The organism is Roseovarius atlanticus (assembly GCF_019802205.1).
Lineage (GTDB): Bacteria > Pseudomonadota > Alphaproteobacteria > Rhodobacterales > Rhodobacteraceae > Roseovarius > Roseovarius atlanticus_A.
Genome location: NZ_JAHVHQ010000003.1, coordinates 1,535,984 through 1,554,790 on the forward strand (window position 1 = coordinate 1,535,984; position 18,807 = coordinate 1,554,790).

Annotated in this window: 21 protein-coding genes; 13 read left to right on the top strand and 8 right to left on the bottom strand. The window is 66.0% G+C overall.

The genetic code is table 11. The features are described 5' to 3' along the window. Positions 1-256: 256 nt before the first annotated feature. Both KUV49_RS13420 and KUV49_RS13425 read right to left on the bottom strand, forming a co-directional pair. On the bottom strand, positions 257-1,006 hold the full coding sequence (locus tag KUV49_RS13420) for an aspartate/glutamate racemase family protein (protein WP_222450385.1): 750 nt from the start codon (positions 1,004-1,006) through the stop codon (positions 257-259). After that, entirely contained in the window at positions 1,003-2,121 is a 1,119-nt protein-coding gene (locus tag KUV49_RS13425; RefSeq protein ID WP_222450386.1) for an anhydro-N-acetylmuramic acid kinase, read from the bottom strand. Before KUV49_RS13425 ends, KUV49_RS13420 begins: the two co-directional genes overlap by 4 nt. Before the next feature lie 63 nt (positions 2,122-2,184). On the opposite strand from KUV49_RS13425, the gene tyrS reads away from it, so the two are divergent. Then, entirely contained in the window at positions 2,185-3,438 is a 1,254-nt protein-coding gene (gene tyrS, locus KUV49_RS13430; protein ID WP_222450387.1) for a tyrosine--tRNA ligase, read from the top strand. A gap of 71 nt (positions 3,439-3,509) precedes the next feature. Here tyrS and KUV49_RS13435 read toward each other — a convergent pair whose 3' ends face one another. Then, positions 3,510-4,490 carry a zinc-binding dehydrogenase gene (locus KUV49_RS13435; protein WP_222450388.1) on the bottom strand — a complete coding sequence of 327 codons (981 nt, stop codon included), beginning with the start codon at positions 4,488-4,490 and terminating at the stop codon, positions 3,510-3,512. Positions 4,491-4,659: 169 nt separating this feature from the next. Between KUV49_RS13435 and KUV49_RS13440 the strand changes: the two genes are divergently transcribed. From KUV49_RS13440 to arsH, 3 genes are read left to right on the top strand one after another with little or no spacing between them, the layout of a single operon-like run. Continuing rightward, entirely contained in the window at positions 4,660-4,992 is a 333-nt protein-coding gene (locus KUV49_RS13440; protein ID WP_222450389.1) for an ArsR/SmtB family transcription factor, read from the top strand. Positions 4,993-5,020: 28 nt separating this feature from the next. Next, entirely contained in the window at positions 5,021-6,094 is a 1,074-nt protein-coding gene (gene arsB, locus KUV49_RS13445) for an ACR3 family arsenite efflux transporter (protein WP_222450390.1), read from the top strand. Continuing rightward, on the top strand, positions 6,091-6,819 hold the full coding sequence (gene arsH / locus KUV49_RS13450; protein ID WP_222450391.1) for an arsenical resistance protein ArsH: 729 nt from the start codon (positions 6,091-6,093) through the stop codon (positions 6,817-6,819). Before arsB ends, arsH begins: the two co-directional genes overlap by 4 nt. A 62-nt stretch (positions 6,820-6,881) precedes the next feature. Here arsH and aroB read toward each other — a convergent pair whose 3' ends face one another. Then, entirely contained in the window at positions 6,882-7,994 is a 1,113-nt protein-coding gene (gene aroB / locus KUV49_RS13455) for a 3-dehydroquinate synthase (RefSeq protein ID WP_222450392.1), read from the bottom strand. Then, positions 7,991-8,551 carry a shikimate kinase gene (locus tag KUV49_RS13460; protein WP_315899511.1) on the bottom strand — a complete coding sequence of 187 codons (561 nt, stop codon included), beginning with the start codon at positions 8,549-8,551 and terminating at the stop codon, positions 7,991-7,993. Before KUV49_RS13460 ends, aroB begins: the two co-directional genes overlap by 4 nt. A 110-nt stretch (positions 8,552-8,661) precedes the next feature. Between KUV49_RS13460 and KUV49_RS13465 the strand changes: the two genes are divergently transcribed. From KUV49_RS13465 to KUV49_RS13480, 4 genes are all read left to right on the top strand, one after another. Beyond that, positions 8,662-8,811 carry a hypothetical protein gene (locus KUV49_RS13465; protein ID WP_172978087.1) on the top strand — a complete coding sequence of 50 codons (150 nt, stop codon included), beginning with the start codon at positions 8,662-8,664 and terminating at the stop codon, positions 8,809-8,811. Then, positions 8,798-10,336, top strand: coding sequence for a hypothetical protein (locus tag KUV49_RS13470; RefSeq protein WP_222450393.1), 1,539 nt, complete (start codon positions 8,798-8,800; stop codon positions 10,334-10,336). Before KUV49_RS13465 ends, KUV49_RS13470 begins: the two co-directional genes overlap by 14 nt. Further along, positions 10,333-11,298, top strand: a complete 966-nt coding sequence (locus KUV49_RS13475) for a site-specific tyrosine recombinase XerD (RefSeq protein WP_222450394.1) — start codon at positions 10,333-10,335, stop codon at positions 11,296-11,298. Before KUV49_RS13470 ends, KUV49_RS13475 begins: the two co-directional genes overlap by 4 nt. Positions 11,299-11,450: 152 nt before the next feature. Continuing rightward, positions 11,451-12,758, top strand: coding sequence for an HlyC/CorC family transporter (locus tag KUV49_RS13480; protein ID WP_222450395.1), 1,308 nt, complete (start codon positions 11,451-11,453; stop codon positions 12,756-12,758). A 197-nt stretch (positions 12,759-12,955) separates the two neighbouring features. Here the strand turns inward: KUV49_RS13480 and KUV49_RS13485 are convergent, their stop codons facing one another. Further along, positions 12,956-14,044, bottom strand: coding sequence for a PA0069 family radical SAM protein (locus tag KUV49_RS13485; RefSeq protein ID WP_222450396.1), 1,089 nt, complete (start codon positions 14,042-14,044; stop codon positions 12,956-12,958). A 204-nt stretch (positions 14,045-14,248) separates the two neighbouring features. Between KUV49_RS13485 and KUV49_RS13490 the strand changes: the two genes are divergently transcribed. From KUV49_RS13490 to KUV49_RS13500, 3 genes are all read left to right on the top strand, one after another. Next, entirely contained in the window at positions 14,249-14,953 is a 705-nt protein-coding gene (locus tag KUV49_RS13490) for a corrinoid protein (RefSeq protein ID WP_152492615.1), read from the top strand. Between the two features lie 99 nt (positions 14,954-15,052). Then, a complete protein-coding gene (locus KUV49_RS13495) occupies positions 15,053-15,238 on the top strand; it encodes a hypothetical protein (RefSeq protein WP_222450397.1) in 186 nt (61 codons plus the stop codon). Between the two features lies 1 nt (position 15,239). Beyond that, positions 15,240-15,869 (top strand): DUF1638 domain-containing protein, encoded by a 630-nt coding sequence (locus KUV49_RS13500; RefSeq protein ID WP_222450398.1) that lies wholly within the window; start codon positions 15,240-15,242, stop codon positions 15,867-15,869. Positions 15,870-16,102: 233 nt separating this feature from the next. Here the strand turns inward: KUV49_RS13500 and KUV49_RS13505 are convergent, their stop codons facing one another. Further along, entirely contained in the window at positions 16,103-16,513 is a 411-nt protein-coding gene (locus KUV49_RS13505; RefSeq protein ID WP_222451003.1) for a SufE family protein, read from the bottom strand. A gap of 130 nt (positions 16,514-16,643) precedes the next feature. Here KUV49_RS13505 and KUV49_RS13510 point away from each other — a divergent pair, with 130 nt between their 5' ends. Continuing rightward, entirely contained in the window at positions 16,644-17,234 is a 591-nt protein-coding gene (locus tag KUV49_RS13510) for a hypothetical protein (RefSeq protein WP_222450399.1), read from the top strand. 4 nt (positions 17,235-17,238) lie between these two features. Here the strand turns inward: KUV49_RS13510 and rnd are convergent, their stop codons facing one another. After that, entirely contained in the window at positions 17,239-18,399 is a 1,161-nt protein-coding gene (gene rnd / locus KUV49_RS13515) for a ribonuclease D (protein ID WP_222450400.1), read from the bottom strand. Between the two features lie 208 nt (positions 18,400-18,607). On the opposite strand from rnd, the gene KUV49_RS13520 reads away from it, so the two are divergent. After that, positions 18,608-18,784 carry a hypothetical protein gene (locus KUV49_RS13520; protein ID WP_222450401.1) on the top strand — a complete coding sequence of 59 codons (177 nt, stop codon included), beginning with the start codon at positions 18,608-18,610 and terminating at the stop codon, positions 18,782-18,784. The last annotated feature ends 23 nt before the right edge of the window (positions 18,785-18,807 follow it).

The following is an 18,807-nucleotide window of genomic DNA, read 5'->3' on the forward strand; positions in this document are numbered from 1 at the left end:
CTCCTTGTTGGACCGGCCTTTTGGCAGCCGTTTTTTATCTTTTCCGGGGGGACGTAATGCACGTGATGCACCTCCCCCACGGCGCAGCTTAACGCGTCTTTTCGCGATCTGTCTCGTGGATGTTGGGAGCATGCGCGGTTTCCGCCGGCAATGGTCGGGTTTTTCAGCGTCCTGCCTGCCATTGCGGCGGTGCAGACGCGGTGGGTGGCGATCCTTGGGCGATATGCCCGCGTGGGTTGTCGCCCACCCTACGCGGTCAGGCGATGGCGGTGCGCACGCCCTCGGTTTGGAAGAGCCGGCCCGGCCCCCAGCCCCGGGCCTCCGTGCCCGCGCGGCCCAGAACGTGCCAGATCAGGGCCTGATTGGAGCTGACGACCGGCAGGCCCAGCTGGGATTCCAGCGCGTCGATCACGCCGAAGGTGCGCAGGTTGGTGCAGGAGGTGAAGATCGCCTGCACACCCTTTGCCCTGGCTGCCTCGGTGACGGCGGCATGGGTGGAGGCTTCGGTGATGCGGGCGACGCGGCGGTCGTCGGTTTCGCCGAAGCTGAGATTGTGCACCACCTCGATGCCGCGCGATTCGAGGAATGTCCGCATCGGGGCGACGACCTGCGCCGAATAGGGCGTGACCATGGCGATGCGCGAGGCATTGAGCGCCCGGAGCCCGGCGACCACGGCGCTGATCGGATTGGTGACCGGCACGCCGGGATGGTCCAGCTGCACCTGCCCTTCGACCAGGTCGGGGCCCATCAGCGCCGAGGCGGAGGTGCAGCCGTAGCCCACCGCATCCAGCCCGCCCGGCAGAAGGGCTGCGGAGGCGGCCATGCGTTCCTGCATGGACAGCAGGTTTTCGGGGCTGACCTCGTTGTCGGAAAAGATGCGGGTGTGATGCACGCCCACGTCGCGACCCGCAAGCACATGACGCGCCTCGGTTTCCAGTGTTTCGTCGGTGCTGAGGACCACGAGGCCGATGCGGGTGCCCATGCCGGTGTCCAGGTCGTATTTCATCGCGAACTCCCGTCCGGCCAGCTGACAGTTCCGCCTGCCACCGCCGCCGCGACGCCGGTTGTCGCGGGGCAGGATGTGGGCAGGCCGCGCAACACGCGCACGGCGAGGTGGCCGAAGGCCTGCGCTTCGAGCATGTCGCCGTCGAGGCCCACGGCCTCGACCGGGTCGACCACGGCATCGAGCGCGGCGCGCAGCATCGCCATCATGACCGGGTTCTTGCGCCCGCCGCCGCAGACCAGCAGGCGTTCGGGCGGGGATGGGCAATGTTCCATCGCCTGCAGGACCGACGCGGCGCTCATGGCCGTGAGGGTGGCGGCGGCGTCGGCGTCGGAGAGTTCGTGCACGAGGGAGTAGAGGTCGGAAAACGCGTCGCGGTCGAGGCTTTTGGGGGGGATCTTGCGGAAATACGGCTCGTCGAGAAAGAGTTCGAGCGCGCCCTGCGCCACGGTGCCCTGCAGGGCCAATGCGCCGTCGCGGTCGCAAGGCTGGTTCCGGCGCTGCATCATCAGGTCGTTGACGGGCGCGTTGGCGGGGCCGGTATCGAAGGCCAGGAGCGCGCCGTCCTGTTCGGGGCGGTCGCGGGTGGGGTCGATCCAGGTGATGTTGCCGACGCCGCCGAGGTTGAGGAACGCCAGAGGGCGGTCCGCCCCCATCCACTTGGCGCAGGCGAAGTGGAAGAATGGGGCGAGCGGCGCGCCCTCGCCGCCCAGGCGCACGTCGGCCGAGCGGAAATCCCAGATCACCGGCAGGCCGAGATGCATCGCCAGCGCCTCGCCATCGCCCAGCTGGTGCGTGCCGCGCCCTTGCGGGTCATGCGCCAGGGTCTGGCCGTGGTACCCGACGATCTGCGCGCCCTGAAAGCGCGAAAGCACGTCGATATGGGCCTGTTGCACGAGCGGCAGGACCTCCTGCCCGACCTCGTCCGGCCACTTGCCCAGGGCGTCGCGCAAGACGGCTTCCTCGGTGGGAGAATAGGCGCGGTAGGCGCTGTCGCCGAAAGCAAAGATCGTCTCGCCATCGGTCTGGACCATGGCGGCATCGACCCCGTCGAGAGAGGTGCCCGACATCGCCCCCAATGCCCAGACCGGGCCACTCTTCAAACCGGCCTTCAACATGGCCTTTTCCTTCGCCTGAACCATCCCTATACATGCCGCGCAAAACCAGCTGGGACAAGCGATATGACCTACCACGCCAAATCGGATTTCATGGCCACGATGATCGAGCGCGGCTTTCTGGCCGACTGCACCGATTACCAGGGGCTGGACGAGGCCCTGAGCGCGGGCGTGGTGCCCACCTATATCGGTTATGACGCCACGGCGCAGTCGCTGCATGTGGGGCACTTGCTGAACATCATGATGTTGCGCTGGTTGCAGAAGACCGGGCACAAGCCGATCACCCTGATGGGCGGCGGGACCACGAAGGTGGGCGACCCGAGTTTCCGGTCGGACGAGCGCCCGCTGCTGGGGCCCGAGCAGATCGAGAGTAATATCAACGGGATGCAGCAGGTCTTTGCGCGCTACCTGGCCTATGGCGACGGGGCCACGGACGCGCTGATGCTGAACAATGCCGAATGGCTGGACGGGCTGAACTACCTTGAATTCCTGCGCGACATCGGGCGGCATTTCTCGGTCAACCGGATGCTGTCGTTTGAATCGGTCAAGTCAAGGTTGGACCGGGAGCAATCGCTGTCGTTCCTCGAGTTCAATTACATGATCCTGCAGGCCTATGACTTCCTGGAGCTGAACCGGCGCTATGGTTGCCTGTTGCAGATGGGCGGGTCGGACCAGTGGGGCAATATCGTCAACGGGATCGACCTGACGCGGCGGGTGTTGGACCACGAGATCTACGGCCTGACCTCGCCGCTGCTGGAGACGGCGGACGGGCGCAAGATGGGCAAGTCGGCAGATGGCGCGGTGTGGCTGAATGCGGACATGCGCTCGCCCTACGAGTTCTGGCAGTTCTGGCGGAACACGATGGATGCCGATGTGGGGCGGTTCCTGAAGCTCTACACCGAGTTGCCGGTGGAGGAATGCGAGCGGCTGGGCGCGCTGGCGGGAGCGGAGATCAACGAGGCCAAGGTCATCCTGGCGAACGAGGTCACCACCCTCTTGCACGGGGCGCAGGCGGCGGAAAACGCCGAGGCCACGGCGCGGGAAGTGTTCGAGAAAGGTGGCGTCGGGGACGATTTGCCGACGCTGGAGCTGTCGGCGGCGGAGGTCGGCGACGGGATCTCCATCGTGCAGTTGATCGTGAAATCGGGGCTGGCGGGTTCAGGGAAAGAGGCCAAGCGCCTGATTGCCGAGAACGGGGCCAGGCTGGACGACCAGCCGCTGACGGATGCGGGACTGATGGTGGACGCGCAGGCGCTGGCCCACCCGATCAAGCTGTCGGCGGGCAAGAAGCGGCACGCGCTTGTGAAGATCGCCGGGTAACGGCTTGGCACCCCGGAATTTTCGAAAATTCCGGGGCGTTTTCTTTGCAAGAAAACGGGGCCGTTCGGGCCTCAGGGTTTCAGCATCACCTTGCCGTCCCGGCCGGGTGTCAGCGAGGCGGTCACGGCGTCAGTGATCTGATCGAGGGAATACGTGCCGTCCGTTGCGAGCGGAAGCTTGCCCTGCACGGCGAGTGTTACCAGTTCTTTCATCAGGCTCTCGCGGTGGTCAGGGTCCATCTCGGACCCGACACGCGCGCCCCAGAATCCCTTGATCGTGATCTGCTTCATGATGAGAGGCCCCGAGGACAGCGGCATCGGGTCGCCCGTGGCGGTGCCGAACACGATCAACTCGCCGTCGCCGGACAGGACATCGACAAGATGTGCCGCGATGTCGCCGCCGACGGAGTCGATGGCGGACACCAGTTTGCCGTCGCCGACCGCCTGGCGCACCCGGTCGGTCCAGTCGTCATCGGACGTCGAAATGACGTTGGACGTGCCGGCATCGCGCAGGCCCTGCGCGGCCTCTTCTCGGCGCACGAGGTTGACGAGGTTGATGCCACGTTCGGCTGCCAGAACCGCCACGATGCGGCCCACCGCGCCGTTGGCGGCGGTCTGGACGATCCAGTCGCCCTTGTCGGCCTTCAGGCTGTCGAGCAGGGAGATGGCCGAGAACGGCATCGCGATGAGCTGGGCGCCCTGCTCGTTGGAAATCTGCTCGGGCAAGGGCATGAGGCCGTTCGCCGGGGCGAGGAAATGCTCGGCCCAGGTGCCGTGGACGCCCGCGACGGCGACGCGCTGGCCCTTGAGACTGTCATCGACGCCCGCGCCCACGGCATCGACGATGCCCGCCGCTTCGGAGCCGCCGATGGCGCCCGGCAGCGAAGGCTTGTAGCCGTAGGTGCCGCGGACCGTCCAGAGGTCGTGGTTGTGGATGGGCGACAGCAGGGTCTTGATGCGCACCTGCCCCTCGCCCGGTTCGGACGTGTCGGTATCGGTGGCGTAGAGGACCTTTGCCGGGTCGCCGAACGTGTCGTGGAGGGCGGCTTTCATGAAGATCGACCTTTCATTTCGAGTGTGCGGCCGGACTGCGGGCCTTTCCCCGGCGGAACGGGTGGCGATGGGTTTTGTTCCTGAACCGCTATGCTGCCGTGGCGGCAGCGGCCTCGTGTCATGGAAACGTCGCTTGCGCTGCGGGCAATATATCCATAATTCTCGATATATGGATAAGCCAGCCGCCCTTTCCGCCCTTCAGGCGCTGTCGCAGGACACGCGGCTGGACGTGTTTCGCCTGTTGATGCAGGCCGGCCCCGAGGGCCTGGCGGCGGGCGAGATCGCGGCACGCTGCGCGGTGCGGCAGAACACCATGTCGGCCCATCTGTCGATCCTGTCGCAAGCCGGGCTGATCCGGGCGGCGCGAGAGGGTCGATCGGTGCGTTACCGGGCCGAGATCGAGGGGATCCGCGGGCTGCTGGGATTCCTGATGGAGGATTGTTGCGGCGGAACTCCGGCGCAATGCCAGTCGCTTATCGACGAGATTTCACTCAAGTGTTGATCGCGACAGAACCGAAAGAGAGGCAAGCATGACGGACAGAGCCGACACCGCGCAGGACAGCGGACTTGGCGTGTTCGAACGCTACCTGAGCGTCTGGATCGCGCTGGCCATCGTGCTGGGCATCACGCTGGGCGTCGTGGCGCCGGGGCTGGTGGAGGCGGTCGCGGCGGCGGAAGTCGCGCAGATCAACCTGGTGGTGGCGGTGCTGATCTGGGCGATGATCTATCCGATGATGATCGGCGTCGACCTGAGCACCATTCCGGCGGTGGCGAAACAGCCAAAGGGGCTGGTGATCACGCTGGTGGTCAACTGGCTGATCAAGCCCTTCACCATGGCGCTGCTGGCGGTTCTGTTCTTCGACTACGTCTTTGCGCCGTGGATCGCGCCGGAGGATGCGGCGCAGTATATCGCGGGGCTGATCCTGCTGGGGGCGGCGCCCTGCACGGCGATGGTCTTCGTGTGGTCGCAACTGACCCGCGGCGACGAGACCTATACGCTGGTGCAGGTGTCGGTGAACGACCTGATCATGGTGGTGGCCTTTGCGCCCATCGTGGCGGTGCTGCTGGGCGTCACGGACATCACCGTGCCGTGGCAGACGCTGGTGACGGCGACGGTGCTGTACGTGGTGCTGCCGCTGGTGGCGGGGCTGGTGACGCGGCGGATGCTGGGCTCGGAAACCGCCATCGAGGCGTTCACGGCACGGGTGAAGCCGTGGTCGATCATCGGGCTGATCGCGACGGTGATGATCCTGTTCGGCTTGCAGGGCAGCATCATCCTGGCGAACCCCTTCGTGATCGCGCTGATCGCGGTGCCGATCCTGATCCAGAGCTACGGGATTTTCGCGCTGGCCTATGGCGCGGCCTACGTGATGCGCGTTCCGCACCGGGTGGCGGCGCCCTGCGCGATGATCGGGACCTCGAATTTCTTCGAACTGGCGGTGGCCGTGGCGATCAGTCTGTTCGGCCTCAACTCGGGCGCGGCGCTGGCCACGGTGGTTGGCGTGCTGGTGGAGGTGCCGGTGATGCTGTCGCTGGTGGCCTTCGCCAACCGGACACGGGCGCGGTTTCCGGGGCACTCGGTTGAACGGGAGGGTGCGCGATGACGGACGAGATGCCGAACCTGAAGGCGGGCGCCCTGCCCGATATCGACGAAGGCAAGCTGTTCCCTGCGGAACGCGCCGCCCATGCGCCGCGTGTGCTGCTGCTCTATGGCAGTTTGCGGGAGCGGTCGTTTTCGCGGCTGTTGAGCGAAGAAGCGGCGCGGGTGCTGCGCCATCTCGGCGCGGAGACGCGGACGTATGATCCGTACGGGTTGCCCCTGCCGGACGATGCGGAGGTCAGCCATCCGAAAGTGGCCGAGCTGCGCGATCTGGTGCTGTGGTCCGAAGCCATGGTCTGGGTCAGTCCCGAGCGGCATGGCGCGATGACCGGCGTGATGAAGAGCATGATCGACTGGATTCCGCTGGCCCCGATCGGGGGGATCCGGCCGACGCAGGGCAAGGTGCTGGCCGTGGCGCAGGTCAGCGGCGGCAGCCAGAGCTTCAACGCAGTGAACCAGATGCGGATCCTGGGGCGCTGGATGCGGATGCTGACGATCCCGAACCAGTCTTCGGTTCCGAAAGCCTGGGACGAATTCGACGAGGCCGACCGAATGAAACCGGGGCCGCTCTATGACCGGGTGGTGGACGTGATGGAGGAGTTGGTGAAATTCACGGTGCTGACGCGCGGACAGGCGGGGTACCTGACGGATCGCTACAGCGAGCGGGTGGAGACGCTGGAGGAGCTGTCGGCGCGGGTGAACGCGGCAAAGGCGATCGGGACGGAGTGACCCGTGCGGCGCGTGGGTTTTCACCCACCCTACGCGTATGGCGGGCCGGTCCGAGGGCGCGGTCAGCGGGCGGCGAGTGCGTCGTTTAGAACCTTGCGGACCTCGGTCATGTCCACGTCTTCTGCCACGAAGGCGTCGCCGATGCTGCGCGCGAGGACGAAGCGCAGCTTGCCGTCGACCACTTTCTTGTCTTGGCCCATGAGGTCGAGCAGGCCATCCGCATCGGGCAAATCGCCTTGGATATCAGATAGATCGACCTTCATCTTCATGTCGCGCAGATGGGCGCGCACGCGGCTGGGATCCTCCTGCGAACACAGGCCGAGGCGGCTGGACAGTTCGAACGCCAGAGCGCAGCCGATGGCGACGCCTTCGCCGTGCAGCAGACGGTCGCCATAGCCGGTGGCGGCCTCGAGCGCGTGGCAGAAGGTGTGGCCCAGGTTCAGAAGCGCCCTGCGGCCATGTTCCTTTTCGTCCTCGACGACGATCTCGGCCTTCATCTCGACCGAGCGTTTGACGGCCGTAATACGTGCCGCCATATCTCCTTCGGCCACGCTGGGACCGTGGGTTTCGAGCCAGTCGAAAAACGCGGCATCCCCAAGCAGGCCGTACTTTACGACCTCCCCGTAACCCGCCAGGAAATCACGGTTTTTCAGCGTCCCGAGGACGTCCGTGTCGGCCAGGACCAAGCTGGGCTGATGGAACGCGCCGATCAGGTTCTTGCCCTGGGGCGCGTTGATCCCGGTCTTGCCGCCCACCGAGCTGTCGACCTGCGCCAGAAGGCTGGTGGGGACCTGCACGAACCGCACACCCCGGCGCAGGACGGAAGCGGCAAACCCCACCAGGTCACCGATGACACCGCCGCCGAGTGCGATCACGACATCGCTGCGCTCGACCTTCTCGGACAGGAGCCATTCGACGCAGCGTTCCAACTGCGGCCAGCTCTTGGTGGCCTCGCCGGGGGGCAGCGCCAGCGCGGTGCTGTCGATGCCGCCCGCCCGCAACCCCGCCTGCAGGGTGGCGAGGTGCAGCGCGCCCACGGCGTCATCCGTCACGATGACCACGCGGGGACGACGCAGGAGCGGCGCGACGAGCGCCCCGGCCTGCCCGAGAAGCCCCGGGCCGATGTGGATGTCGTAGGCGCGGTCGCCCAGGCCCACGTGAACGAGTTCGGTCATGTCATCTGCTCCAGTACATCCGGGCGTTGCTCCAGCGCGTCGCGGACCTTCGTGGCCATCTGGTCGATCGTGTAGGACGCATGGGCGGGCACGGCCAGATCGGCCATTTCGTAATACGGCAGCCGCGTCTCGTAGAGATCCTTCAACGTCCTGTAAGGATCAGCCGTGCGCAGCAAGGGCCTGGTATCCTTGTGTTTTACGCGGTTCCACAGAAGCCGGAGATCGGCTTTGAGCCAGACCGACACGCCCTTGGCCCGGATCAGGTCGCGGTTGCGTTCGGACAGGAACGCGCCGCCGCCGGCGGACAGGATGCCGCGCTGGCTGTCGAGCAGGCGATCGATGACCTGGGTTTCGCGGTCGCGGAAGAACGTCTCGCCGTCGCGGGCGAAAATCTCGGAAATCTTCATGTTGGCCGCGGCCTCTATCTCGACGTCCGAATCAAGGAAAGGCACATCAAGAATGGCCGCCAAAGCCTTTCCCACAGCCGTTTTTCCGGCTCCCATCATCCCCACCAGCACAACGGTTTTCTTCAACTGCCAACGCTCCCCGGCGGCCACTGTCGGCGCTCCTATGCCAATCGTAACTTTTCGTGCACTGAATGACGTGATCTTGATGAAATTGCCAGTTATAAAGTGGTAAAAGACGGCAATAAACGGGCAGGCACTTCATGTTCAGACTGATCAAATGGCTGATCTACCTTGGCATTCTGGCGTTCCTCGCGCTGGTGGGCTATGCCTATCTCGGACCATTTTTCGGGGCGGATTTCTCGCCCGACCGGGAAGAAATTCGACAGGAAATCATACTTGAAGACTCTTGATACCGTTGTCTTTTCCATCGCCTTCGCGGCCCCCGCCCTGGCGCAGGAGCCGCTGGGGGCCATCGACTGGCTGAACGACCCGGCGCCGATCAGCGTGGCGAGACCCCTGGAAGCGCCTTTGCAGCCCCCGCCCGAGAGCGACGCGGAAGGCGCGGTCGTGCCGGACGTGGACGTGATGCCGCTGGATGGCGCACGGCCCGACGCGGCGGGACTGCTGCCCGGCAGCACCACCGGGCTGCCGCCGAACCTGTGGGCCGGCAGCAGCACCGACACGCTGATCTCGCTGTTCTCGCGGCTGCCGTCCGATCCGTTGCCGGCGATCCAGGCGCTTTACTATACCCTGTTGCTGGCCGAGGCCGAGGCGCCCGCCGACGCAGGCGCGGAGGCGCGGTTCCTGCGGGCTCGGCTGGGCGCGCTGCGCAAGATGGGCGCGGTCGAGCCGGCGCTGGCGCTGGTGCAGCAGGCGGGGCCCTACGATGCCGATCTGTTCGATCAGTGGTTCGACCTGGCGCTGCTGAGCGGCACCGAGAACGAAGCCTGTTCCGCCCTGACGCAGGAACCCGAATTGTCGGACCAGTACGATGCGCGGATCTATTGCGGGGCGCGCACGGGGGACTGGCAGACCGCCGCGCTGACCTACGAGACGGCGACGGCACTGGGGGTGCTGGATGCCCCGAGCGAACGCCTGCTGGCGCATTTCCTGGACCCCGAAACGATCGATGCGGACACCACGCTGGCGCCGGCCGCGACCATGACGCCGCTGCTCTACCGGCTGTACGAGGCGGCCGGAACGCCCCTGCCGACGCGCAATCTGCCGCGGGAGTTCGCCGTGGCCGACATGCGCGGGCTGACCGGGCTGAAGGCCGAGATCGAAGCCGCCGAACGGCTGACCCGCACTGGCGCCCTGCCCGCCAATCGCCTGCTGGGGCTTTACACCGATCAGAGCCCGGCTGCGTCGGGCGGGGTGTGGGACCGCGTGGCGGGTGTGCAGGACCTGGAACAGGCGATCCTCGACACCGACGCGAAAGCCGTGGGGCAGATCCTGCCCGACCTGTGGCGCGACATGAAACGCGAGGGCCTGGGGGTGGCGTTTGCCACGCTCTTTGCCCAGTCGCTGTCGACGCTGGATCTGCAGGGCCGCGGGCGCGAGGCGGCCTTCGAGGTGGCGCTGTTGTCTCAGGATTACGAGTCGCTGGCGCCGAAACTTGCCACGAACGATGCGCGCGGCCGGTTCCTGGTGGGACTGGCCCAGGGCACGCCCGACGCCGACCTGGCCAGCGAGACGCCGCAGATTGCGATTGCAGAAGCGTTTGCCGCCACGGCGGCCCATCCAGACCATGCCGACATGCTGGAGGCCGGGCGGCTGGGACAGGCGATCCTGACGGCGGCGCTGCAACTGGACGGTGCCGGTCCGAACCAGGCCAGCGATATCGTGGCGGGCCTGTCGACGCTGCGGGCAGTGGGGCTGGAGGACACCGCGCGCAAGGCGGCGCTGCAGATCCTGCTGCTGAAGGCGGGCACGTGAGCACGCGGCACTGGCTGGCGAATTTCCTCGACGCGCAGGCGGCCGAGGCGGGGGCGGCCCGCAATACCTTGCAGGCCTATGCCCGGGACCTGACGGATTTCACAGAGTGGCTGGCGCGCGGCGGCAAGGATGCAGCGCGCGCGGCGCAGGCGGATATCGAGAATTATCTGGTGCATTGCGACGCGCAGGGACTGGCGCGGTCGACGCGGGCGCGGCGACTGTCGGCGATCCGGCAATTCTATCGCTTTGCCTTCGACGAGGGGCTGCGCGAGGACAACCCGGCGATCCAGATCCGCGGCCCGGGCCGCGACAAGCGCCTGCCCAAGACGCTGGAACTGGGCGACGTGGACCGCCTGCTGGAGGCCGCTCGGCAGACCGGGCGGAACAAGGCCGACCGGGTGCGCAATGCCTGCCTGATGGAACTGCTCTATGCCACGGGTATGCGGGTGAGCGAACTGGTCTCGTTGCCGGTGGCGTCCTGCCGGGGCGAGCCGCAGATGCTGCTGGTGCGCGGCAAGGGCGGCAAGGAGCGGCTGGTGCCGATGTCGCCCCCGGCCCGCGGGGCGCTGGACGCCTGGCTGACGGTGCGCGATGCGGCGGAAGAGGCGGCGAAGGCCAAGGGCAAACCAGCCTCGGCCTTTCTGTTTCCGTCGAGCGGCAAGGCGGGTCACATCACGCGCAACCGCTTTTTCCTGCTGGTCAAGGATTTCGCCGTGGCGGCGGGGATCAGCCCCGAGCGGGTGTCGCCACACACCCTGCGCCATGCCTTTGCCACGCATCTGCTGGCCGGGGGCGCCGATTTGCGGACGATCCAGACGCTCCTGGGTCATGCCGATGTGGGCACGACCGAGATCTATACCCATGTGCTGGAAGACCGGCTGCGCGACCTGGTGTTCGACGCGCACCCGCTGGCGCAGGAGGCGCGCAAGGCGGCGGGCGGCAGGTCGACGGACGGCGACTGACCGATTGCAGGCGCGATGTCCCGGGCTCGGGACCGTGGAAGCCCCTTCACGGGCCCTGCGTCCCCAAATCTGCAAGTTTCCGCACCAGTTTCCTTGAATGCCCCGCCTGCACGCCCCATAACCCCTGCAACGCATAACGTGACTTTTGGACAATGGACCCCGTTTCGCCAACCTTTGACACCGCCTTCTGGATCTCTGCCGGTGCGATCCTTCTGCTTCTGGTTCTGTCCGCCTGCTTTTCCGGCAGTGAAACCGCGCTGACCGCCGCGTCGCGCGGCAAGCTGCGGGCGCGGGCCGACAAGGGATCGAAAGGCGCCGAACGGGCGCTGCAGATCACCGAGGACAACGAGCGGCTGATCGGCTCGGTCCTTCTGGGCAACAACCTGGTGAACATCCTGGCGACGTCGCTGGCGACCGCCCTGTTCACCCGCGCCTTCGGCGAGAGCGGCGTGGCGCTGGCGACGCTGGTGATGACGTTCCTGGTGCTGATCTTTGCCGAGGTGCTGCCGAAGACCTATGCGATCACCAATGCCGAGGCGGCGGCCTCGCACGCGGCCCCGGTGATCCGCTGGGTGATCGTGATCTTTTCGCCGGTCGTGTCGGCGGTGCGCCTGCTGGTGCGCGGCGTGCTGCGGGTGTTCGGGGTGAAGACCGATCCCGACAGCCAGATCCTGGCAGTGCGCGAGGAAATCGCGGGGGCGCTGTACCTGGGCCATTCCGAGGGGGTGGTCGAGAAAGAGGACCGCGACCGCATCCTGGGCGCGCTGGACCTGGGCGACCGGGCGGTCGAGGAGATCATGTTGCACCGCAGCCAGATCGAGATGATCGACGCGGCGCTGGAGCCCGAGGCGATCCTGGACCAGTGCCTGAAATCCAACCACACGCGGCTGCCGATCTATCGTGACGACCCCGACAACATCATCGGGATCGTCCATGCCAAGGACCTGCTGCGCGCCATGCACACGCTGGCGCTGAAGGCCGAGGGCGCACGCGGGGCGCTGGCCACGTTCGATATCTGCGACGTGGCGATGGATCCCTATTTCGTGCCCGAGACCACCACGCTGGACGACCAGATGCGCCAGTTCCTGCGGATGCGCAGCCATTTCGCGCTGGTGGTGGACGAGTATGGCGACCTTCAGGGGCTGATCACGCTGGAGGACATCCTGGAAGAGATCGTGGGCGAGATCACCGATGAGTTCGACCCCGATGGCGACCACCCGGTGGGGCGCAGCGATGACGGGCAATTCCTGGTGGACGGGGGCACGACGATCCGCGACCTCAACCGCGCAACGGACTGGACCTTGCCGGACGATCAGGCCAACACCGTGGCGGGCCTGGTGATCTACGAGGCGCAGATCATCCCCGAGGTGGGACAGGTGTTCAATTTCCACGGCTTTCGGTTCGAGGTGGTGGAGAAGGAAGACAACCGGCTGACCAAGCTGAAGGTGCGGAAGTTGTAGAGATTGCGGCGGGTGTGCGTGGGTTTTCACCCACCCTACGGCGGCATCGAGGTTCCGGGTCGGGTTTGCGCGGAGTCAGGGCGCGGCGGTGGGGTGGAACCCCACCCTACGGTAGCAGGACAGGTCCCGGCGCGTTGTCGTGCGGACCCGTAGGGTGGGTGAAAACCCACGCGCCCACACCGATGTGATCATCCACCTCAGAACAGCTCCATCTGGTCCCCGGCCCGCGCCGGCGGCGCGAAGAGGTCGCACCGCAAAGGGGGCTGTTTCGCGTCCAGCCCCAGCCGCCGTGCCGCGACCCGAAACCGCTGGGCCACCATCTCGGCATAGGGCCCCGAGCCGCGCATCCGGCGGCCCCAGTCCGAGGCGTAATCCTTGCCGCCATGCATGTCGCGCACATGGCCCATGACCCGCGCGGCCCGGTCCGGGCAGGTCTGGGCCAGCCATTCGCGGAAGAGCGGCGAGACCTCCAGCGGCAGGCGCAGCATGATCCAGCTGGCGGCGCCGGCCCCTGCCCCGGCGACGGCTTTCAGGATCGGCTCCATCTCGTGGCAGGTCAGGCCCGGGATCACCGGCGAGACCATGGCGCGCACCGGAATGCCTGCATCCGCCAGCCGCCCGATCACCTTGAGGCGGCGGGCCGGGGCCGGTGCGCGCGGCTCCATCGCGCGGGATAACGCTGCATCGAGCGTGGTGACGGAAACACCCACCCGTGCCAACCCGCGCGCGGCCATGTCCGACAGGATGTCGATGTCGCGCTCCACCAGGCTGCCCTTGGTGACGATGGCAACGGGGTGGTTGAACTCCGACAACACCCGCAGGCAGGCACGCATGATGCCATGGGTCTTTTCGATGGGCTGGTAAGGGTCGGTATTGGTGCCGATGGCGATGGGCGCCACGCGGTAGCCGGGCTTGCGCAGCTCGGCGGCCAGAACCTGGGGCGCGTCAGGGCGCGCGACCAGCCGGGTCTCGAAATCAAGCCCCGCCGACAGGCCGAGCCAGGCGTGGCTGGGCCGAGCAAAGCAATAGATGCAGCCATGCTCGCAGCCCCGGTAGGGGTTGATCGAGCGGTCGAAAGGCAGATCGGGCGAGCGGTTGTAGGTGATGATGCTGCGCGGCCGCTCGATGCTGACGCGCGTGCGCAGCGCCGCCTCTTCGGGCGCGGCGTTCCAGCCGTCATCCTCGAAACTGCGGGCCTGCCGCTCGTACCGGCCCACGGCGTTGCTGACCGCGCCCCGGCCCGGACGGCGCAACCGCGGATCGACGGTATCGGAGCTATCTGACATGGCCCGATTATAGGAACATTAAGAGAACATATGCAACAAGCTCATAGTCAGTATGGAAGTTTTTCACTGAAGGCCGCGCGGAATCTGCGCTATCTGTCGGTGCAAGAACCGCGCATGTCGGAATTGGAAAGTCGTGTGCGACAAAATGGACGTAATCGCGGAGGCTAGACACAGGGCCACGCGCCACACCAAGGGATAAAGCACATGTCCGACGAAGAAGACGACATCATCCTCAGCGAACTGGACGACGAGGAACTTGTCCAGCAGATGTTCGACGACCTCTATGACGGTCTGAAGGAAGAGATCGAGGAAGGCGTCAACATCCTGCTCGAGCGTGGCTGGCAACCCTACCAGGTGCTGACCGAGGCGCTGGTGGGCGGCATGACCATCGTCGGCAAGGATTTCCGCGACGGTATCCTGTTCGTGCCGGAGGTTCTGCTGGCGGCCAACGCGATGAAGGGCGGCATGGCCATCCTCAAGCCCCTGCTGGCCGAAACCGGCGCGCCGCGCGTCGGCAAGATGGTGATCGGCACCGTCAAGGGCGACATCCACGACATCGGCAAGAACCTGGTGTCGATGATGATGGAAGGTGCGGGCTTCGAAGTGGTCGACCTGGGCATCAACAACCCGGTCGAGAACTATCTCGAGGCGCTGGAAACCGAAAAACCCGACATCCTGGGCATGTCGGCGCTTCTGACCACCACGATGCCCTACATGAAGGTCGTGATCGACACGATGGTGGAACAGGGCCTGCGCGACGATTACATCGTGCTGGTGGGTGGCGCACCGCTGAACGAGGAATTCGGCAAGGCCATCGGCGCCGACGCCTATTGCCGCGACGCCGCCGTGGCGGTGGAGACCGCCAAGGACCTGGTGGGCCGCAAGCACAACCAGGGCGCCACGGGCTGAGCCCCTGCCCTTGGGTGAACGACAAGGCCCTGCCCGACCCGGCGGGGCTTTTTTCGTCGGGTGACTGCGCTTATGTCTGTTGCGGAAAGGACCTTCGCGATGCCGCTCAACAAACTGGTGCTTCTGTTGCTTGTCGTGATCGCCGCTGCGGGCGGCACGATTTTCCTGCTGACCTCGGCCTGGGGGCCGGAGGCGCTGTCGGAGAACTGGATGGTTGCGGTGCCGCTGGTGCTGGGGGTCTACCTGCTGGTGCGCTTCATCGGCCTGCGTGGCGGCGGGCGCTGAGATGCTGCTGAGCGACAGCACCCTGACCGAGGACGGATATGCCGAGCGGGCGAAGGGAAACATCCTGCTCATTGCCTGCGGCGCGCTGGCGCGCGAGATCCTAGCGCTGAAGCGCGCCAACGGATGGGATCACATGGTGCTGCAATGCCTGCCCGCGAAATACCATCTTTACCCCGAAAAGATCGTCACGGCGGTCGAGGAAACGGTGGCCGAGCATCGCGACGCCTATGACGACATCTTCGTCGTCTATGCCGATTGCGGCACCGGCGGCCTCTTGCAGGCGAAATGCCGGGAGCTGGGCGTCGAGATGGTCGAGGGCCCGCATTGCTATTCCTTCTTCGAGGGCAACGAGACCTTCGCCGCCCGCGACGAGATCACCGCCTTCTACCTGACAGATTTCCTGGTCAAGCAGTTCGACGCCTTCGTGTGGAAACCCATGGGCCTCGACCGCCACCCCGAACTGCGCGACATGATCTTCGGCAACTACACCACGCTGGTCTACCAGGCGCAGGTCGAGGACCCGGCGCTGAAAGCCAAGGCAGAGGACTGCGCCGACCGACTCGGGCTCGAGTTCGAATACCGTTTCACCGGCTACGGCGATCTCGAAACCGCGCTGTCAGCCCGCGCCTGAGCGGCTGTCTTCCTCTGGCCACAAATATCCCGGGGAGGAGGTCGAAACATCGTTTCGACCGGAGGGGCAGCGCCCCTCTTCACGGAAAAACAGAGCGTGCCGCAGGCACTCCTCTAAAGCGTTTCGCCAAACACCTGACTCACAGCTTTTGGCGAAGCGCAGTGCAAGGCTCGGTCGATGCGCGCGCCCCGCCTTTATCTGATGTGTCAGGTTAAAGGCGGGACGCTTCAGGATCACGCCGCCTCGGAGGCCACGGCGCGGATCCGCTCGATCATCGCGCGCAGCCCATTCGAACGCTGCGCCGACAAGTGATCGTTCAGCCCCAGCCGGGCCAGTTCGCCCGGGGCGTCCACCTGCCCCACCTGGCCCACGGGCGTGTCATTGTAGAGCGTGCGCAACACCGCGATCAGGCCGCGCACGATCATCGCATCCGAATCGCCGTCGAAGCGGAACGTGCCGCCGTCGGTCTGCGGATGCAGCCACACCTGGCTGGCGCAGCCGTCGACCTTGGTCGCCGGGACCTTCAGCGCGTCATCCAGCGGCTCCATTGCGCGGCCCCGGTCGATCACGTAGCGGTAGCGATCTTCCCAATCCTCCAGGAACTCGAAATCCTCGACGATCTCCTCGAATGCCGGCTGCGCCATGCGGCTGGTCTCCTTCTGCTTCATTGCACCACAGTTAGGCATGCAACACCGCGAGGTCCAGTGCGCCAAGTCCCTTTTCAAGTCCGTCCGGATCGGGTAGTCGGAAAGAAACGAGGAAGGGGCGGTCGAAATGCGGGTTCTGCTTTCGGTGATGGTGATCTCAAGCATGACGCTGACGGCGTGCAGCGGCTGGCGCGATTCCGGCGCCAACCCGCGCAACTGGTTCGGCAACAGCCGGTCCACGCCTATCGTGAACACCACCAGTACCGGCGAGCGCCGCTCGCCCAGCGACCGGCAGACCGGCAACCCTCTGATCGAGGATGAAAATGCCGAGATGATCGTGCGCAGGAACGCCTCGGTCGCGCAACGCTCGGGCATCTTCCGCCGCCGCGCCAAGGTCGAGATCTATAATGGCAGCCTTGTCGATCAGGTGACCAGCATGGTGGTCGAGCCGCTGCCCACGGGGGCAATCGTGCGCGTGACCGGCCTGCCCCAGCGCGAGGGCGCGTTCGACGTGCGCCTGTTGCCGATCAGCGAGGACGGTCCGATCAATGGCGTCATGGAATACACGCTGAACGCCTATCAGCCGATCGAGATGCCGGTGGGCACGCAAAGCACCCGCGAGGTGCGGGTGGGCGCGTTCCTGAGCAACAACGACCTGGAAGAGATCAACGAGATCCGCGTGCGCGGAGAGCTGAACGCCCTCAGTTCTCGCCGCTGACGGATCAGAGGTCGATCGTCCGGATCGAGCCGCCCTTGGCGGCCAGGGCCACCTTGCCGTCGCACAGCCGCATCGCATCGTCGCCGAAGACGTCGCGCCGCCAGCCGCCCAGGGCCGGCACGTCGCGTTCGCCCGCTGAAATGGCGTCGAGGTCGGCCGCCGAGGCGATCAGCTTGGTCGCCACCGAATATTCCTCGGATTTCGCTTTCAGCAGGACGCGCAGAAGATCGGCAAGCGCCGGGTTGATCTGGAGCCGTTCGCGGCTGCGGTCGGCCTTGGGCAGGTCGTCGTTCGGGCAATCCAGCCCCGCCTTGACCGCCGCGATGATGCCGTCGGCGATATCGCCGCGCCGGGCCTCGCGCAGCAAAAGCCGCGAGCGCGAGAGGTCATTCGCGGATTTCGGCTTGGTCGAGGCCAGTTCCACCAGCGCGTCGTCCTTGAAGACCCGGTTGCGCGGGATATTGCGGCTCTGGGCATAGTCCTCGCGGAAGCGGGCCAGCTCGCGCACGATGGCCAGGAAACGACCCGAGGAGTTGCGGGTCTTGACGCGCTGCCAGGCCTCTTCGGGGCGGGTGACATAGGTCTCGGGGTTGGTGAGCACCTGCATCTCCTCGGCCACCCACTTGTCGCGGCCCGACTTCGCCAGCTTGGCGGCGAGGAATTCGTAGATGTCCCGCAGGTGGGTCACGTCCGCCAGTGCATAGGTCTTTTGCGCGTCGGTCAGCGGGCGGCGCGACCAGTCGGTAAAGCGCGAGGTCTTGTCGAGCGACTGCTTGGCGATCTTGCGCACCAGGGTCTCGTAGCCCACCTGTTCGCCGAAGCCGCAGACCATCGCCGCGACCTGCGTGTCGAAGAGCGGATCGGGAATCAGCCCGGCATCGACGTAGAAGATCTCGAGATCCTGCCGCGCGGCGTGGAACACCTTGACCACGGAAGGATCGCGGAAGAGGTCGTAGAGCGGCTCCAGCGACATGTCCTTGCCGTCGATCGGGTCGACCAGCACGGCGTCGTCCTCGCCCCGGGACGGCAGGGCCAGCTGGATCAGGCAGAGCTTGGAATAATAGGTGCGCTCGCGCAGGAACTCGGTATCGACGGTGACATACTCGGCCTCTGCCGCGCGGGCGCAAAAGGCGGCGAGGTCTTCGGTGGTGGTGATGGTCTGCATTCCTGCTCCGGCGGATAAAACGTGGTAGTCCAACCGCCTATACCGAGGCGCGGCGGAAAGCAAAGCGCAAGTGACACGCGACCGCGGGGCTGCGGCATGGCGGCACCGGATACATCACGATTCTTTATACCCGATACAACATTCATTCGTTTCAAAAATACTAGGACCGCATCTATGTAACGTGCAGTACCCATGACGGAGAGATGCCATGACGACCCTCGACCATATCCCCAGCCGCCCTGCCCCGCGGATGAAATCGCGCGACGTGGCGATGACGCTGAGCGCCCTGCTGCTGCTGGCGCTTGGCGGTGTCGCGGTGAGCGCCCCGCCGGCCGATGTCTCGGCCGACTGGCACGGCAACGTTGCGGCGTCCGCGCCGCGTTGATGCTCAACCGCGCGGCGCGCCGT

Coding starts and splice junctions, on each gene's coding strand:
- KUV49_RS13420 (WP_222450385.1), bottom strand. CDS start 1,006: ATGAAATACGACCTGGACACCGGCATGGGCACCCGCATCGGCCTCGTG.
- KUV49_RS13425 (WP_222450386.1), bottom strand. CDS start 2,121: ATGTTGAAGGCCGGTTTGAAGAGTGGCCCGGTCTGGGCATTGGGGGCG.
- tyrS (WP_222450387.1), top strand. CDS start 2,185: ATGACCTACCACGCCAAATCGGATTTCATGGCCACGATGATCGAGCGC.
- KUV49_RS13435 (WP_222450388.1), bottom strand. CDS start 4,490: ATGAAAGCCGCCCTCCACGACACGTTCGGCGACCCGGCAAAGGTCCTC.
- KUV49_RS13440 (WP_222450389.1), top strand. CDS start 4,660: ATGGATAAGCCAGCCGCCCTTTCCGCCCTTCAGGCGCTGTCGCAGGAC.
- arsB (WP_222450390.1), top strand. CDS start 5,021: ATGACGGACAGAGCCGACACCGCGCAGGACAGCGGACTTGGCGTGTTC.
- arsH (WP_222450391.1), top strand. CDS start 6,091: ATGACGGACGAGATGCCGAACCTGAAGGCGGGCGCCCTGCCCGATATC.
- aroB (WP_222450392.1), bottom strand. CDS start 7,994: ATGACCGAACTCGTTCACGTGGGCCTGGGCGACCGCGCCTACGACATC.
- KUV49_RS13465 (WP_172978087.1), top strand. CDS start 8,662: ATGTTCAGACTGATCAAATGGCTGATCTACCTTGGCATTCTGGCGTTC.
- KUV49_RS13480 (WP_222450395.1), top strand. CDS start 11,451: ATGGACCCCGTTTCGCCAACCTTTGACACCGCCTTCTGGATCTCTGCC.
- KUV49_RS13485 (WP_222450396.1), bottom strand. CDS start 14,044: ATGTCAGATAGCTCCGATACCGTCGATCCGCGGTTGCGCCGTCCGGGC.
- KUV49_RS13490 (WP_152492615.1), top strand. CDS start 14,249: ATGTCCGACGAAGAAGACGACATCATCCTCAGCGAACTGGACGACGAG.
- KUV49_RS13495 (WP_222450397.1), top strand. CDS start 15,053: ATGCCGCTCAACAAACTGGTGCTTCTGTTGCTTGTCGTGATCGCCGCT.
- KUV49_RS13500 (WP_222450398.1), top strand. CDS start 15,240: ATGCTGCTGAGCGACAGCACCCTGACCGAGGACGGATATGCCGAGCGG.
- KUV49_RS13505 (WP_222451003.1), bottom strand. CDS start 16,513: ATGGCGCAGCCGGCATTCGAGGAGATCGTCGAGGATTTCGAGTTCCTG.
- KUV49_RS13510 (WP_222450399.1), top strand. CDS start 16,644: ATGCGGGTTCTGCTTTCGGTGATGGTGATCTCAAGCATGACGCTGACG.
- rnd (WP_222450400.1), bottom strand. CDS start 18,399: ATGCAGACCATCACCACCACCGAAGACCTCGCCGCCTTTTGCGCCCGC.
- KUV49_RS13520 (WP_222450401.1), top strand. CDS start 18,608: ATGACGACCCTCGACCATATCCCCAGCCGCCCTGCCCCGCGGATGAAA.